General features: G+C 43.3%; 12 protein-coding genes and 2 pseudogenes. 1 reads left to right on the top strand and 13 read right to left on the bottom strand.

Annotation, left to right across the window (positions count from 1 at the left end):
• Positions 1-18: 18 nt before the first annotated feature.
• The 12 genes and pseudogenes from HMPREF9421_RS07815 to hemW form a co-directional block, all read right to left on the bottom strand.
• Complete coding sequence (locus HMPREF9421_RS07815) at positions 19-855, bottom strand: metallophosphoesterase family protein (RefSeq protein ID WP_006597259.1); 837 nt, start codon at positions 853-855, stop codon at positions 19-21.
• Positions 856-950: 95 nt separating this feature from the next.
• Positions 951-2,783: an excinuclease ABC subunit UvrC gene (gene uvrC, locus HMPREF9421_RS07820; RefSeq protein WP_040803075.1), complete on the bottom strand. Its 1,833-nt coding sequence runs from the start codon at positions 2,781-2,783 to the stop codon at positions 951-953.
• Positions 2,784-2,905: 122 nt separating this feature from the next.
• Positions 2,906-3,748, bottom strand: a complete 843-nt coding sequence (locus HMPREF9421_RS07825; RefSeq protein WP_006596478.1) for a CPBP family intramembrane glutamic endopeptidase — start codon at positions 3,746-3,748, stop codon at positions 2,906-2,908.
• A 49-nt stretch (positions 3,749-3,797) separates the two neighbouring features.
• Positions 3,798-4,370, bottom strand: a pseudogene (locus tag HMPREF9421_RS07830) (HD domain-containing protein).
• A 27-nt stretch (positions 4,371-4,397) separates the two neighbouring features.
• Positions 4,398-5,384, bottom strand: a complete 987-nt coding sequence (locus HMPREF9421_RS07835) for a hypothetical protein (protein WP_006596480.1) — start codon at positions 5,382-5,384, stop codon at positions 4,398-4,400.
• A 68-nt stretch (positions 5,385-5,452) separates the two neighbouring features.
• Positions 5,453-6,829 carry a hypothetical protein gene (locus tag HMPREF9421_RS07840; RefSeq protein ID WP_006596481.1) on the bottom strand — a complete coding sequence of 459 codons (1,377 nt, stop codon included), beginning with the start codon at positions 6,827-6,829 and terminating at the stop codon, positions 5,453-5,455.
• A 315-nt stretch (positions 6,830-7,144) separates the two neighbouring features.
• Positions 7,145-8,104, bottom strand: coding sequence for a CPBP family intramembrane glutamic endopeptidase (locus HMPREF9421_RS07845; RefSeq protein ID WP_006596482.1), 960 nt, complete (start codon positions 8,102-8,104; stop codon positions 7,145-7,147).
• A 12-nt stretch (positions 8,105-8,116) separates the two neighbouring features.
• The gene (locus HMPREF9421_RS07850) at positions 8,117-8,746 is read right to left on the bottom strand and encodes a TIGR01906 family membrane protein (RefSeq protein ID WP_006596483.1); all 630 of its coding nucleotides are present in this window, start codon (positions 8,744-8,746) and stop codon (positions 8,117-8,119) included.
• Positions 8,739-9,509, bottom strand: a complete 771-nt coding sequence (locus HMPREF9421_RS07855) for a TIGR01457 family HAD-type hydrolase (protein WP_006596484.1) — start codon at positions 9,507-9,509, stop codon at positions 8,739-8,741. The genes HMPREF9421_RS07850 and HMPREF9421_RS07855 overlap by 8 nt, the downstream gene beginning before the upstream one ends.
• Positions 9,499-10,164: a hypothetical protein gene (locus HMPREF9421_RS07860; RefSeq protein ID WP_006596485.1), complete on the bottom strand. Its 666-nt coding sequence runs from the start codon at positions 10,162-10,164 to the stop codon at positions 9,499-9,501. The genes HMPREF9421_RS07855 and HMPREF9421_RS07860 overlap by 11 nt, the downstream gene beginning before the upstream one ends.
• A gap of 19 nt (positions 10,165-10,183) precedes the next feature.
• Positions 10,184-10,942 (bottom strand): acyl-ACP thioesterase domain-containing protein, encoded by a 759-nt coding sequence (locus tag HMPREF9421_RS07865; RefSeq protein WP_006596486.1) that lies wholly within the window; start codon positions 10,940-10,942, stop codon positions 10,184-10,186.
• A gap of 3 nt (positions 10,943-10,945) precedes the next feature.
• Positions 10,946-12,076 (bottom strand): radical SAM family heme chaperone HemW, encoded by a 1,131-nt coding sequence (gene hemW, locus HMPREF9421_RS07870; protein WP_006596487.1) that lies wholly within the window; start codon positions 12,074-12,076, stop codon positions 10,946-10,948.
• 318 nt (positions 12,077-12,394) lie between these two features.
• On the opposite strand from hemW, the gene HMPREF9421_RS07875 reads away from it, so the two are divergent.
• Positions 12,395-13,918 carry an ATP-binding cassette domain-containing protein gene (locus HMPREF9421_RS07875; protein ID WP_006596488.1) on the top strand — a complete coding sequence of 508 codons (1,524 nt, stop codon included), beginning with the start codon at positions 12,395-12,397 and terminating at the stop codon, positions 13,916-13,918.
• Positions 13,919-13,951: 33 nt separating this feature from the next.
• Here HMPREF9421_RS07875 and HMPREF9421_RS10420 read toward each other — a convergent pair.
• A pseudogene (locus HMPREF9421_RS10420) lies at positions 13,952-14,119 on the bottom strand (pyrroline-5-carboxylate reductase dimerization domain-containing protein); the annotation flags it as partial.
• Between the last annotated feature and the right edge of the window lie 219 nt (positions 14,120-14,338).

Here is a 14,338-nt window from a genome sequence, read left to right on the forward strand (position 1 = left end):
AGTTTTTTCATTGATCATTTAGGAAAGAAAGTCATAGAAGTACTTGACGTCTTGGTCATAACCATACTGCTTATTCAACCTTGCGAGGAGCTCATTGTTATGACCTCGATAGTTATCCTCGCGTCTCAATTCTTCGTACATTTCAATAAAGGGAAGGCCCTTGTCCTTGGCATCTTGGAGCTCTCCTTCATAGTCATAGGCCACCTTACGAAATTGCAGGTTGGTCACTCCATCTTCTTCGACATCAATCAGAGCATACTGAGCTCTGTGGTTTTGAATTGGTTCCCAGTCGAAATATGGCATGCCAATAGTCCCTGGATTAAGAATCTGCTGGCCCTGGCTGCCGTAGCGAAGCAACTGCTTGTGAACATGACCGTAGATGGCCATATCTGTCTGGTCATCCAGCAATTGGTCAAAGTTCTCCGTCACATTTGCTGGACGCAAGTCTCCACCGTAATTCTTTTCTGGCAAATTGTGGGTCAGTGAAAAGCGAATACCATTGACCTCCTTCTTCTCTACCAAAGGAAGGGATCGAAGCCAATCGATCCGCTTAGGATCCAGTCCCTCCATGACATACTGAGTGAGACGAAGCATCTGGATCTCCTGCGGATCCTCAAGCCCGTACTCGCCATCCAAAGCCTCTAGGACACAATCGTCCCAATTTCCACGAACAACCGCTGTGATAGGAATTGCATCCAGCAAGTCAAAAAGGTCCTCTCTTCCTGGCCCCGGTAGCAAAATGTCCCCTAAAAGCCAATATTCCGTCGCGCCTTGAGCACGCGCATCCGCAATCACTGCCTCCAGGGCTCTTGTATCTCCGTGGATATCAGATAAAATAGCGATTCGATGGTTCATAACTACTCCTTTATGGATTGAAAAATCTGTATACATTAAGAATAACAAAAACAAATAAAAACGTTAAAACCATCCATTTGAATTGGATGGTGCAATTACTCAAGTCCTTGGGAGGACTCCGCCACTTCCATCAAAGAACTTCCCTCTTCCTGCTTTCCTTGTTGGAGCTTGGCTTGCACCGCCTCAGCAACTGCTCGTGGGATGCCGACTGTGACAATCTCATCCACAGTTGCTTCTTTGATCTTGGTCAGTGACTTAAAGTGCTTCATCAGTAACTGCTTACGTTTTGGTCCCAAGCCTTCGATGCCATCCAACTGGGAGGAGAAGGAATTCTTGGATCGTAGCTGGCGGTGGAAGGTGATAGCGAAACGGTGAACTTCATCCTGGATCCGTTGGAGGAGGAAAAATTCCTGTGAGGTGCGCGAAAGTTCAATGACTTGGAGAGGATCACCGAAGAGTAATTCATGGGTCTGGTGCTTATCATTCTTTTGCAGACCTGCAATGGGAATGTCCAGTCCCAACTCCTCTTGGATAACTTGCTTAGCGATATTGACCTGACCCTGACCCCCATCGATAACGATCAGATCTGGTGGCGTCAAGCCATCCCGCATGACCCGGCTGTAGCGTCTACGGATGACCTCCCGCATGCTGGCATAGTCATCTGGCCCGACGACGGTCTTGATCTTGTACTTGCGGTAGTCCTTTTTGCTTGGCTTCCCATTGACAAAGACCACCATGGCAGAGACCGGACTGGTCCCCATGATGTTGGAGTTATCAAAGGATTCAATGCGCACAGGGGTTGGAATTTGCAGGAGTTTTCCAAGGTTTTCAATAGCACCTTGGGTCTTCTCCATGGATTTTTCAAGGAGATTGAACTTCTGCTCCAGACTAACACGGGCATTCTTGATGGCCAGATTGACCAACTGCTTCTTCTCCCCTCGCTGGGGCTTGAGGACCTTGGTATCCACAAGGGCCTTGACTGCTTCCTCATCGATATCTTGAGGGATCAGAATTTCATTGGGAATCAGATGAGATTTCTCCTGGTAAAACTGCCCCACATAGGTCAAGAAATCCTCGTCCGGATCATTGTAGTAGGGGAAGAGATTGACGTCACGCTCGATCAGCTTGCCCTGACGGACAAAGAAGACCTGCACACACATCCAGCCCTTGTCTACGTAGTAGCCAAAGACATCCCGATTCTGCAAATCCTTGGCCATTACCCGCTGTTTGGTCCGCAGGGTCCCGATAGCCTGGATCAGATCCCGATACTCGGCCGCCCTCTCAAATTCCATGTTTTGCGCCGCGGTAGTCATCTTGAGCTTGAGATCATCGATAATCTTGTCATCCTGCCCCTTAAGGAAATCAGAAACCTCCTGCGCCATGCTCTTGAAATAAGCCTCGTCCTTGTGGCAGACTGTGTGGGCCATACATTGCCCCAGATGATAGTAAAAGCAGACCTTAGAAGGCGGATTGGTACACTTGCGGAAAGGGAAAATCCGATCCAAAAGTCGCTTGATCTCATTGGCCGCACCCACGTCTGGATAGGGGCCGAAATAGAGGCCACCATCCTTTTTGACCTGGCGCGTGATGATGAGACGCGGATAGCGCTCATTGGTAATCTTGATGAAGGGATAGGACTTGTCGTCCTTGAGCATGATATTGTACTTAGGCTTGTTCTCCTTGATGAGGTTGATCTCAAGAAGCAAGGCCTCAATATTGGACTCAGTGACGATAAACTCAAAATCCACAATCTCAGATACCAGCGCTTCCGTCTTGGTATCGTGGCTCCCTCTAAAATAGGACCGCACCCGATTGCGAAGATTCTTGGCCTTCCCCACATAGATGATGGTTCCGTTCTTGTCTTTGTGAATGTAACAGCCCGGACTCGTCGGCAAGAGCTCGAGCTTAGATTTAATCAAGTTGTTCATACTCTCTATTATAGCAAAAAAGAGGGGCAATTCCCCTCTTTATATTGTTATATGATGTCATTCGTTTTAAACCGTAGTTTCATAAACTATAATAGGATTAAAAAATTACTAAAAGGGCTTCATCATTGATTCACTATAGTCTTCGACTTTCTTTTATAGATGCTCAAAACAATTGCAAATGACAACAACTGCCACAGAAGAATTCTCACTATCTGCAAACTATCCGATTCAGAATTTGAGACAACATGAACCAGATTTGAAGCAAGATTGTTGAAAAGATGGTCTCCTAATCCTAGCCACAAGGAACCTGTCATTTTGTAAAGTAAGGACCACTTGATACTCATCATTCCTGCTAGGATGACATATCCAATTCCCATAACAATAAGATTTGTGAGAGAAGATTCTCCTTGAAGAAAATCTCTAAACGGCATTACCAAATGCCATATTCCAAATAAAAAGGCTATGAAAAATAGACTTCTACGGTAAGAAATTCCTTCAAGAATTTTTGTGAAAAGGCCACGAAATATTCCTTCTTCCATCCAGACATTTATCAGGTTAAATAAAGCACTTAAGAGGATAAATAAGATTCCTGCATGTGATCCTTTTTCATTGGTTAAGGAAAAACCACTGGCGTAAAACGATAAGTAAACATTTCCGTGAAGAAAAAAGAGGGTAAGACATTCAACTACATATGAAAAGATGGCGCATACTAAACCAAAGAGCAGTCCCTTTCCTACACCACTCATGATTCCGTTAGAAGTAAAACCAATATCTTTCCATCCTAATTTGCTAATTGAAAGAATTCCCCACAATAAAAGTATTCCAAAAAGCTTGTGTAGAAAATTCTCCGATAAAAAAGTTTCATCTGTCCTCATATAGAAATATTCAATTACCCTTACTACTGAGCAGATAACAAATATAATTGAACAACTTAAAATGGGGGTTTTCAATAGTCGATTTAGCATATCTTCCTTTCAAATGAGTCTTTTATAAAAGTTAATTTCAATATTTTACTCAGTCCAATTCCTTCTCTAGTTCTTTTAGAAAGCTGATTAAAAATTGATGGCGACTCTCTACTATTTGCTTAGCAGTCTCCGTGTTCATTTCATCTTTTAAGAGGAGCAACTTGTCATGAAAATGTTGGACGGTATCAGTGAGGGACCTCCCTTTGTGGCCACCATAGGAAAAAGTTCACGCAATTCCTACAGCTCCTATCGCATCCAGACGATCTGCATCCTGGACAATCTTTCCTTCTATGGTTTCTGGATGTTTACCACGATTTTTGCTGAAAGAAACAGCATGGATAACCCGACAAATCTGGTCGATTTGATTTTTAGGACTACCAACCTCTTCTAGAAACATGCGAGCATTCGCATGATTCTCTGTCTGAAACAATTTATCATCATCAGCATCGTGAAGAAGAGCTGACAAACCCACTATCTCCAGATCACATGGACCTTCAGCTTGTGCGATTCTCATAGCATTGCTATAAAAGTGGAGGGTATGCTCTACATCATGACCATCCGCTCGATCAGCAAATAAGGTTTTAACATACTGCTTAGCAGCAAGAATTCGTTCTTCGATCATAATTCTTGTCCTTTGTAGCTTCTTACTTTAATCAATCTCATGGTAGGCTTTTCGAGCCTTTTCCAGATCGTAATATTGATCGAACTCTTCTTTTGTCTGTGTGGTATGGACTTGACCATCTTTAGATATCTCAGCCGGGATCGTGACATCTTGATAGAGATTCACACCCTTCTTCATAAAGAGTTCAAATACAGCAATACTTTTTGCATATTGATCCGCACTATTCTGGGGTTTTATTACTATGACTTTAGTATCTTTTTCCTTCAAGAGTTGATAGGCCTTGGAAGATTTCTTAAATTGCGTTTTTGAGAGATCCTTGGGCTCAATCGAAAACCAATTATCAAAAAATTTCAATTCTTCAATACTGCTCGTCTCACGATCAATTGGTACATTGAAAGCCGGAACCGGTTTTCTTTGGTGATCATTCTCTAAGGATTCATTTCTTTCCAATTTACGAGTATCTAGATTTAAATACATCTTCTTCCGAATCGAGTCATCTTTTGTACTACGAATTTGTAAAGCAGCTAACTCACGTCCATTCCATGAATACACTGAGCCTAATTCTGTAGGAATATAATCCGGATCGAACTGTTTAACAACTTTAAACAAATCAATCTCTTTCTCTTCTTTTAATCGTTCTCCCTCAACCTTGTAGACACTAACAGTCCAATATTCATCCTTAGATGGACGTTTTTTCTGATAGTACATATCCTCTCTCAATTTCACATTCATATGCAAAATATGTTTTGAACCGACTCTGACAGGATCAAAATAATAATAAGACCCATATTCCCTCATCAAGCGATCTTCCTTAGGATCAGTTGATTTCCAGTGGGTGATAATACCTGCACCATCCGCAATCATCTCATAGTCCTCAATTTTTGCTTTTCCACTGTATTCATAAAATTGCTTGTAATAACTCTCAGTTGAAAAACGTAAATAAAGCCAAATCCCACCCATGAGCGAAAGCAATACCAGTAAGGCTAGTATCCATTTTTTCTTTGTAATTTTCACGATTTAAACAGATCCTTTCTTGAAGTACAGTAGAACCAAAGCTATAATTTCTGGGCATGTTCTAACTCTCAATCAAAAACTATTACTCTACCTTTTTCATATTTAGGGAACATTGAACTCTCTGTACTGACGTATGACACTGACTCGTGTGAAACCATGTCACTGATTGATAAGTCTCCATGGTCATCAGTAAACCTATAAATTATTCCTTCTTTTTCAAAACTTCGATCCTCACTATTATACAGAATTGTAGTCGTTGTATTTCCTTCTTTGAGAATAATATAATCCCCAGAAAACTCTACCCAAGTCGACTTATCTATAGAAGCTGTACTAGAAGATTTACTCTTAACCACTAGATAATACCGGCCATCTTTAATAGCATTCAATTCTTGTTCTTGTTTAATATAGAATATGATCATTGCGACAGGAATTAATAAAAGCAGCCATATTTTAAATTTTTGGGGAAGGAATGACCCTATTTTTTTGAGGACAGCTAGGGCCACTAAAATTATCGCATACATTAAAAATGGCGGGATTAAAAGAAGAGCGATTTTCCAGCCTCTGAAAAAAGCAAGCCCTCTATTAGATTTAGCTGCTATATCTCGTTTGACCGGCTCCTCTTCTACCAGCTTCAAACGCAATAGTTTTACAGTGACTTCTTCTTGTCTTGCATCAAGCGAAACACTCTTTCCTCCTGAGTTTTCACAACCTAGATAGGCCTGAGCCATTCTGACCAGATACAGTCTCTCATCTTCTTTCACAATGGTAGCAAATAGCTCCATTGCCACATTAATATTTCCTTTGAGGTACTCATTAACCCCCTTTAGATACATAGATTCCAATTGAGAGAACCTATTGTTCGCTACTTCTTTTAAAACGGCATCATTGGCTTCATTTTTGACCAGTAAATCATAGCGGGCTCTGTAAGCCATCTTGAGCGATTCATCATCTGCTAAATAGTTAGCTAGTAACTCCTCGAACTCTTCTTCCTTCAGATCCGGCCTTGAAAATAGGTTCGCATTCAGTAGAATTTCATTTAATGTTACTTGTTCAGAATCTGTAAACTTCTGATTCTCCTCGAGTTCCTTTACAACTGCTTCAATAGATCCAAAGTCACCAATCCTATAATAATAGAAAAGGGTAGCTATCTGTACTCTCACCTTAATCGTTTTGATACTTTTTCTTTTTTGAGTCAAAATATAGCTTGCCATCAGGTCTAGATTGATATCCTCATAGATGAGACTATACAACTTTTTGATTAAAAGCGTATCTTTAATGATAGCTAGAACCAGCTCAATCATTAGGTAAATCAAAAAACAAATGGCTGCAATAATTTTACTTTGGGTCACTTGCACGATATATAAAAATGGTAGAGCTAGAATAACCAATAGGACAATCGCTGGAATATTGTAACGTCTTCTTAGTTCTTTATAATCTTTAACCATAAATCTCCTTATTTCATTAACAATTACTTTCGAATCCTTCTTAGTAATACTAGACCAAGCGATGACGTAACAAGTAATTTCCAATCAACCCGATTGCTTACCATCACTTCTACTACCTCTATTATAGCAAAAAGAGAGTGGGACAGAAATCGGTAATTCGTTAGAATTCGATTTCGTCGTCCCACCTCCGCACAGCTGAGTAGGGCTGTAAAAGCTGATGAAATCAGCGTAGTAGAGCCCACTCAACCACTGCGTCTTGCTCAACAATCCAAAGATAATTGAGAGGCTAGGACTTTTGTCCCAGCCTCTTTGATATTAATAGCCTCTTATATAAGGAAGTAAGGACATAAGAGTTGTCCCAAGGACCAAGACCCAGAACCAGAAGGAATACAAGCTTCTTTGGAAGACGCCTAGTGCTGGTCGGTTTTCTTGAATGTAGTGAAAAATAGCTTTTCTCTTTAAAATCAAGACGATGGTAAAGGCGATAGTTCCACCTAAAAAGACGATAATTTGAACCCACTCGGCTACATTCATACTCACATGCGTGCCGAGGTAATGAAGCCCTTGAGAGAGGACCAGGTTGTTAAAGATATGGTAGAAAATAGCCCACCAGATCGAATACTCGAAAGTCAAGTAGCCAAAGCCAAAGCCGATAATTGTCGCAAAGAACAACTGATCAAAATTGGCATGGAACATTCCAAAAGCCAAGGCTGTCATGACGATCGCAAAGACTTTTCCATACTTTTCTAAGGCTCTCAGTCCAGCGGCCCGGAATACCAATTCCTCTGTGATAGGACCTATTAGGGTCGCATAGAGCAAGAGGCTCCAAGATTGGCTGAGTTGCTCAGACATGTCCTCTTGAGGCTTGAAAAAGCCCAAGGTTTCCATCATGTGGTCCAATAGCTGAGATAAGGCACTAGAAGCCAATTGGGCAAACCCCAAGAAGGCAATGAACACTAAGAAAGTCTGCCAGGTCATCTTGCGTCCCTTTTGTCTCACATCTCCTTTGAAGAGGGATCCTTGCCGATAAAGGGCAAATAGGAGGACACCTATACTGACAGATATCAAGTAGCTAATCCCATTTCCATTGATGATTTTTTCTACATACTCCTGCTTCTCTGCCATCTCCAATCCATACCGTCCAAACATAAAGAGGGTAACGGCAAAGGTCGAAATGATGCTGACAAAGACCATGACCAAGAGATAGAGGCAAACCATCCCTGAAAAGCTTCCCAAATCCTTTTTGGGGTCTATAAATCGATTGAACTGTTTCATCCATTCACTCCACTAATCTACTGTTTTTCTTTTCCGACTCCACCCGTAGCACCATCCAAAAGCCCCTTCATACAATACAAAGAAAATCAGAAAGGCATGTAGGAAATAGTCCTCCGGTAAAGCTAGAATAATCGGATCCCGATAAGGATCAAAGAGCCAGGTAGCATCTCCGACAAAAAGGACTTGGTGAAAGAGGGTAAAGAATTGATCAAAACCAATAAAGAGGGTCACTCCTCCTATGATAATCGGTAAGAGAACCATCCCACCAAATAAAGGGCGATAGAGGCCTGCGTAGCCCTTACGCATCACTGTTCGAATAAATCGTATAGCTACTGGCAACAAGACCAAGAACAGGGCCTGGGTAAGGTGAAAGAGGTACTTGACTGCTTGGAAATGATGGAGGCCATCTGGAGAGGATGGAAAATCCGGCATGTCCAGCTTCCAGGTAAAAGGACTGGTCAAATACCGCATAAGGATCTGAAAATTCTTCTGAATGACTGTTGGAGCCAAACCGGTCCGATTCTGAATTCGTAACCAGCTAATCTCCATGGGATAGATCAACCAGGCTAGTAGAATGGTTCCCAAAATCACCGTTGCTAAGAGCCAGAGGACAAAGCCCGTTACGTTTAACCGGTCACGCATCGAAATCCCACTCCGCTAAGCTCGATAGGACGTGCGTTGGTGGCAAGGGCAGGTCTGGCACTTCTTCTGGCTTGGTAAAGCCAGTCGTCACCAGCAAAGTAGGGATGCCATTGTCAATTCCTGCTCGAATGTCAGTCAAGTAATTATCCCCTACCATGACCACTTCTTCGCGCTCTAGTCCCAGGTGAGCGATGGCCTTATCCATGATGATGGCATTGGGCTTACCGATAAAGGTCGGCTTCACGCGCGTTGCTGCTTCGATTAGGGCATTTAGAGCACCTGCCCCTGGCATCATTCCCCGTTCTGTCGGGATATTGAGGTCTGGATTGGTCCCGATGAAATGGGCTCCCTTTTGAATAGCCAAGGTCGCGATAGAGAATTTCTCAAAGTCCACTTCCCAATCGAGGCCCACCACGACATAGGCTGGATTCACGGTATTTTCGACGAAGCCTGCTTCAGCAATGGCTTGTTTCAAGCCTACATCTCCAATGACATAGGCAGTTTTCCCAAGATTCATATCCACCATATAATCAATGGTCGCTAGCGTCGCTGTATAGATAGTATCCAGTGGCGTTTCGATATTGAACTGGCCTGCCAGCATCTCTTGGACCATTTCCGGCGTCCGGGTAGTATTGTTGGTCACAAAGAGATAGGGGATCTGACGCTCTTGCAATTGGTGGACAAAGACTTCCCCAGCTGGGATCCGCTCCTTGCCCTTGTAGATGGTTCCGTCTAAGTCAATTAAATAACCCTTATAAGTCATAGGATTCTTGGTCTCCTTTTTCACTTGCTCCCTCTGCTACTTTCTCCTGACCTTGAAACTGGCCTCCTGCTCCATACAGAAGTAAGCAAGCTCCATATAAGGCAAATTGAAGGACCAGACCGAAGAAATTGATACTTGCTTTTCCAGCCTGAGTAAAGAGGAAGGAGGAAATCATCAAGATGACGATGGTCACCATTAAACCACCAATCTTAGCCTGATCAATGGTAATGGTATAGACGCCGGTTTCTTTTTTCTCATTGCTTTCTTTCTCGGCCTGGATAGGCTTCATGGTCTCAATGAAGTCTGTCATTAAGGTCGCTGCGAGGCTGATAGTCGTACTGAAGAGGACACCTTGGGAAAGCTTGTCAAAGAAGTTACTCCAGAAGCTACCCGATTGGCTGGTGATACTCAAAGAAAAAACGACAACAGGCAGGATAAAGGCCAAAATCAAATGAATCCAGACACGATACCAGCGGACATCTTCCTTGAGAAAACGCAGAAAGGCTTTAAAACTCAACCGATAGCGGATAAAACGAACCGCTTCCTCAATAAAGATATAAATGGCTGCGACTAAGGTTAAGAAGCCATCCCCCAATACATAGAGGGGATTTTTCTTACGACGAGCATAGGCAACAACCCGTCGTTGTACCTCCATCAAGTCTTCTTTTTTTGTTTTAATCTTCGTTTTTCCATAATGTTTCCTTATCTATTTCTTCCCAAGTGATCAGGGCTTGTGCGTGGATTTGGCCTTCCGATGAGATGAGATGATTGCTGACCATTCCTTCTCGCTCGACGCTAGAGGTGATCATGCCCCCAGGCAAGACTTCTTTAACATACTTGAGATGGACCCGTTTGGGGATATGCCGGCTTAGGAATTCTGCTCCCATCACTTCAAAGACCCAGTCTAGGTACTTGCTGTTGTTGACATGGCCGTTCATGTCCAAATCATAGAAACGCACATGGTAGTCCTGCTCCATAGCTCCATTCAGTTCTGGATAGCGTGGACCACGGCGAATCTTCTTCTCAAACGGTGACTCATATGGCTCTGTGATCTCTTCCGGTACGGATTGGACCTTGCGGCTATCCCGATCCATCAAGACAAAGGTTGCCACCATCTCGACGATAGCTTGACCCTTCTGGTCTCTAACGACAAAGGAACGGTAGCAAAAGAGACGATTGTGGGCCAGGGCCTGGGTATCAATGGTAATCTGTTCATCAAAGACCGGCAGGCGATGAACCGTGATGTCATAGTCGGTGATGATCCACACCAGATTGCGCTGTTCGAGCAGGTCCCTGTCACTGACACCCAGCTCCATCGACTGCATGCCTGACACCTGCAAGGACAAGAGGATGAGCTGTGGCATCTTGATAAAGCCATTCACATCGCTCATATCAAAAGGAACTTTCATGTCATACTGATAAATTTTAGCCATCGTTTACTCCAATATAAATTTCTCTGCTACGGTATCACCAAGGAACAAACCTCTCTTGGTCATCCGAACCTGTTTGTCATCTGGAACCAAGAGTCCCTGCCCCGTCAGACTGGCCACCACTTGTCCATAGCGTTGGTCAAAGGAGACACCAAATTTTTCTTCAAAACGTGCCTTGGACACACCTGTCTTTTTCCGTAGACCAAGGAACAACTCCTCTTCCATCTTCTCTTCCAGTGTCAGGTGTTCTTCTGTGATCCGAGCCTTACCTGCCTCAACAGCCTCTAGGTAATGCCGGATTGGTCCGTGATTCTTGTAACGAATCCCATCGACATAGCCAGAAGCTCCTGCTCCTAGACCATAGTATTCTGCATTATCCCAGTAGACCAGATTGTGCCGACTTTCGAAGCCAGGCTTGGAGAAATTGGAAATCTCATAATGCTCAAAGCCTGCTTTTTCCAACTCCTCAATGATGTACTCGAACATCTCTGCTTCCAGCTCTTCTTTGGGCAGAGGAAGCTTGCCCCGTCTCATCCGATTCATAAAGACCGTGTGGTTTTCTAAAATCAAACTATAGAGACTCATATGGGGGATGTCCAAGTCGATCGCCTTGGCGATATTTTCCTTGACCTGGTCCATGGTCTGACCCGGCAGAGCATAGATCAAGTCGATGGAAATATTGTCAAATCCTGCCTGCTTGAGGTAGCGGATATTGTCATAGATATCCTGCTCCTGGTGACTCCGTCCGATCTTTTTCAGCATCTTGTTATCAAAGGTTTGGACACCCAGAGAGACCCGATTGACCTGAGAGTCCTTGAGAACCGCAATCTTATCCGTATCCAAATCGCCAGGATTGGCCTCGATGGTAAACTCTTCTACCTCCGATAGGTCCATGACCTTGGGCAATTCTGTCAAGAGATAGGCCAGTTGCTGGGCAGATAGGGCTGTCGGTGTCCCTCCACCAATGTAGAGAGTCCGAAGTTTGCCAATCTCATAGGATCGAGTCTCCTGGATTAAGTGTTCCAGATAGGCATCGACCGGTTGATTCTTGATAAAAACCTTAGAAAAGTCACAATAATAACAAATCTGGGTACAAAATGGAATATGCACATAGGCAGAAGACGGTTTAGCTTGCATAACCTTTATTATACCATATTTCCGACCAAAGCCCGAGCAGAAAAGAGAGGAAGAAGTAAGGATTTCCTTGACAATAAGGAATGAAAGGAATAGAATAAAGCTAATCACATTCGGAGGTAAGGAGATATGAACAACTAAGTTTCGTTAAATAAGATACTTTATTTAGTGGACTGCTTGTTCTATCTCTTTTTGTGTACCCTCTCGCCTAATTTCCAACCTTGTGTTGGCTAAATAAGGTCTTTTTCTGCTTGGGTTTCACTTGAATACAGCTCTACTAAATAGGTAGAGCTGTTTTTTGTCCCAGTAGAAAGGAATCTTATGCTAAAACTATCCCACCTCACTATCCGACATACAAAAGATTTACGAGATCTGGTTCGAGATCTTTCCCTGACCATTCATGAAGGAGAAAAAGTTGCTATTATTGGCGAAGAAGGGAATGGAAAATCTTCCTTACTTCAGGTCCTCATGTCCCCAAAATCTCTACCAGATTATCTGACCATAGAAGGCGAAATCACCACTTCCTTTCACTCCTATGCCTATATTCCCCAAACTTTACCGGAAGCTTTGAAGGGAAAAACCTTGGAAGAATATTTTTTTGGAGAGGACGAGCTAGACTATGCCACCCTCTACAGACTGGCAGATCAATTGCATTTTAATAGCGAGCGCTTTACAAGCGATCAAGCTATCGGAAGTCTATCTGGAGGAGAATCCCTCAAAGTCCAACTTCTTCACGAACTTTGTCGTCCTCATGAATTACTATTTTTAGATGAACCTTCAAATGATCTGGATTTGGAGACCTTGGATTGGCTCCAGCAGATGATCCAAACGAGTCCCCAAACAATAATATTTATTTCCCATCATGAGGATTTTTTGACTCAGACGGCGGATACGATCATCCACCTCAGACAGATCAAACACCGCAAGGAAGCTGAAACCATCGTAGAGCATCTAGGCTATCAAGACTACAGTAGCCAGAGGGAACAACAATTTAATCAACAGTCTCAGCAAGCGGCCAACGATCAACGAGCCTACCGAAAAACTATGGAGAAGCACCGTCGTGTCCGTCAGCAAGTCGAAACCTCCTTACGAAACACCAAAGATAGCACTGCTGGACGTCTCCTGGCAAAGAAAATGAAGTCCCTCCTCTCACAAGAAAAGCGCTACGAGCGAGAATTCCAATCCATGACTTCCCAACCCTATGATGAGGAAATCATCAATCTGCATTTCCCACCCCTCACTCCCTTGTCTCCTCAAAAACGTGTCCTTCTCTTAGATCAGGAAGAGCTCGCAATTGGTGATCGTGTCCTGGTCAAGAACCTCTCCCTTACTCTTCTAGGACAGGATAAAATAGGGATTATCGGTTCCAACGGTGTTGGGAAATCCACTTTCCTAAAAATGATCTGGAAAAGTCTACAGAAGAATGAGAGTATCCGCACTGCCTATATGCCTCAAGATTACACTGAACGTCTCCCTCTGACTCAGACACCCGTTCAATTTCTACAGCATTCAGGCGATCGTGAAGAAATCAACACCATTCAATTGCATTTAGCCTCCCTCAACTTTACCTATTCTGAAATGCACCATCCAATCTCTGAACTTTCTGGTGGCCAGCAAGGAAAACTCTTCCTCCTTCAATTAGTACTCACAAGTCCCCAGTTTCTGCTCTTGGACGAGCCTACTCGTAATTTTTCACCCACTTCCCAACCAGAAATTCGTCGCCTATTCGCAGACTACCCAGGCGGACTGGTTACAGTGTCCCACGATCGGACCTTCCTCAAAGAAGTCTGCAAAAAGATCTATCGTCTGACTGAAAATGGTTTGGTAGAAATAGAGGCTCTCTAACGTAAAAAAGATTGGCTAAAACCAATCTTTTTTCTAATTCTTCCCTGCCTCTTGTCCCATTTCTTGGGTCCGTTTGTAGGCTGCTTCCACACCTGCAATAATGTCGCCTCGTAAGCCGACTTGTTCTAAGCAGTTGACTCCTGCGATGGTAGAGCCACCTGGACTACAAACCGCATCCCTTAATCGGGCTGGGTGATGGCCTTGACCTTGCTCCGAGACAAGCTTCCATCTTGATTAGTTAGGGAAGAGGTCCCCACTTTAAACACAATTCGCTTATTCTTCATCCATTCATTCTCCAGAGTATTCGATTGTAACATTATACCATGAAAGCCTTAAAAAATACTAAGAGCGGACCAGGGGGAATCTCCATTTGCCCACAAAAAAACGAGTTTGAACCACAAGAGGTAAACTCGTTTTTAT

The organism is Streptococcus australis ATCC 700641, assembly GCF_000186465.1.
GTDB classification, from domain to species: domain Bacteria; phylum Bacillota; class Bacilli; order Lactobacillales; family Streptococcaceae; genus Streptococcus; species Streptococcus australis.

Excerpts from the sequence above, each read along its gene's own strand:
- HMPREF9421_RS07815 (WP_006597259.1), bottom strand. The coding sequence starts at position 855 with ATGAACCATCGAATCGCTATTTTATCTGATATCCACGGAGATACAAGA.
- HMPREF9421_RS07860 (WP_006596485.1), bottom strand. The coding sequence starts at position 10,164 with ATGGAGGTACAACGACGGGTTGTTGCCTATGCTCGTCGTAAGAAAAAT.
- HMPREF9421_RS07875 (WP_006596488.1), top strand. The coding sequence starts at position 12,395 with ATGCTAAAACTATCCCACCTCACTATCCGACATACAAAAGATTTACGA.
- HMPREF9421_RS07840 (WP_006596481.1), bottom strand. The coding sequence starts at position 6,829 with ATGGTTAAAGATTATAAAGAACTAAGAAGACGTTACAATATTCCAGCG.
- hemW (WP_006596487.1), bottom strand. The coding sequence starts at position 12,076 with ATGCAAGCTAAACCGTCTTCTGCCTATGTGCATATTCCATTTTGTACC.
- uvrC (WP_040803075.1), bottom strand. The coding sequence starts at position 2,783 with ATGAACAACTTGATTAAATCTAAGCTCGAGCTCTTGCCGACGAGTCCG.
- HMPREF9421_RS07845 (WP_006596482.1), bottom strand. The coding sequence starts at position 8,104 with ATGAAACAGTTCAATCGATTTATAGACCCCAAAAAGGATTTGGGAAGC.
- HMPREF9421_RS07850 (WP_006596483.1), bottom strand. The coding sequence starts at position 8,746 with ATGCGTGACCGGTTAAACGTAACGGGCTTTGTCCTCTGGCTCTTAGCA.
- HMPREF9421_RS07865 (WP_006596486.1), bottom strand. The coding sequence starts at position 10,942 with ATGGCTAAAATTTATCAGTATGACATGAAAGTTCCTTTTGATATGAGC.
- HMPREF9421_RS07855 (WP_006596484.1), bottom strand. The coding sequence starts at position 9,509 with ATGACTTATAAGGGTTATTTAATTGACTTAGACGGAACCATCTACAAG.
- HMPREF9421_RS07825 (WP_006596478.1), bottom strand. The coding sequence starts at position 3,748 with ATGCTAAATCGACTATTGAAAACCCCCATTTTAAGTTGTTCAATTATA.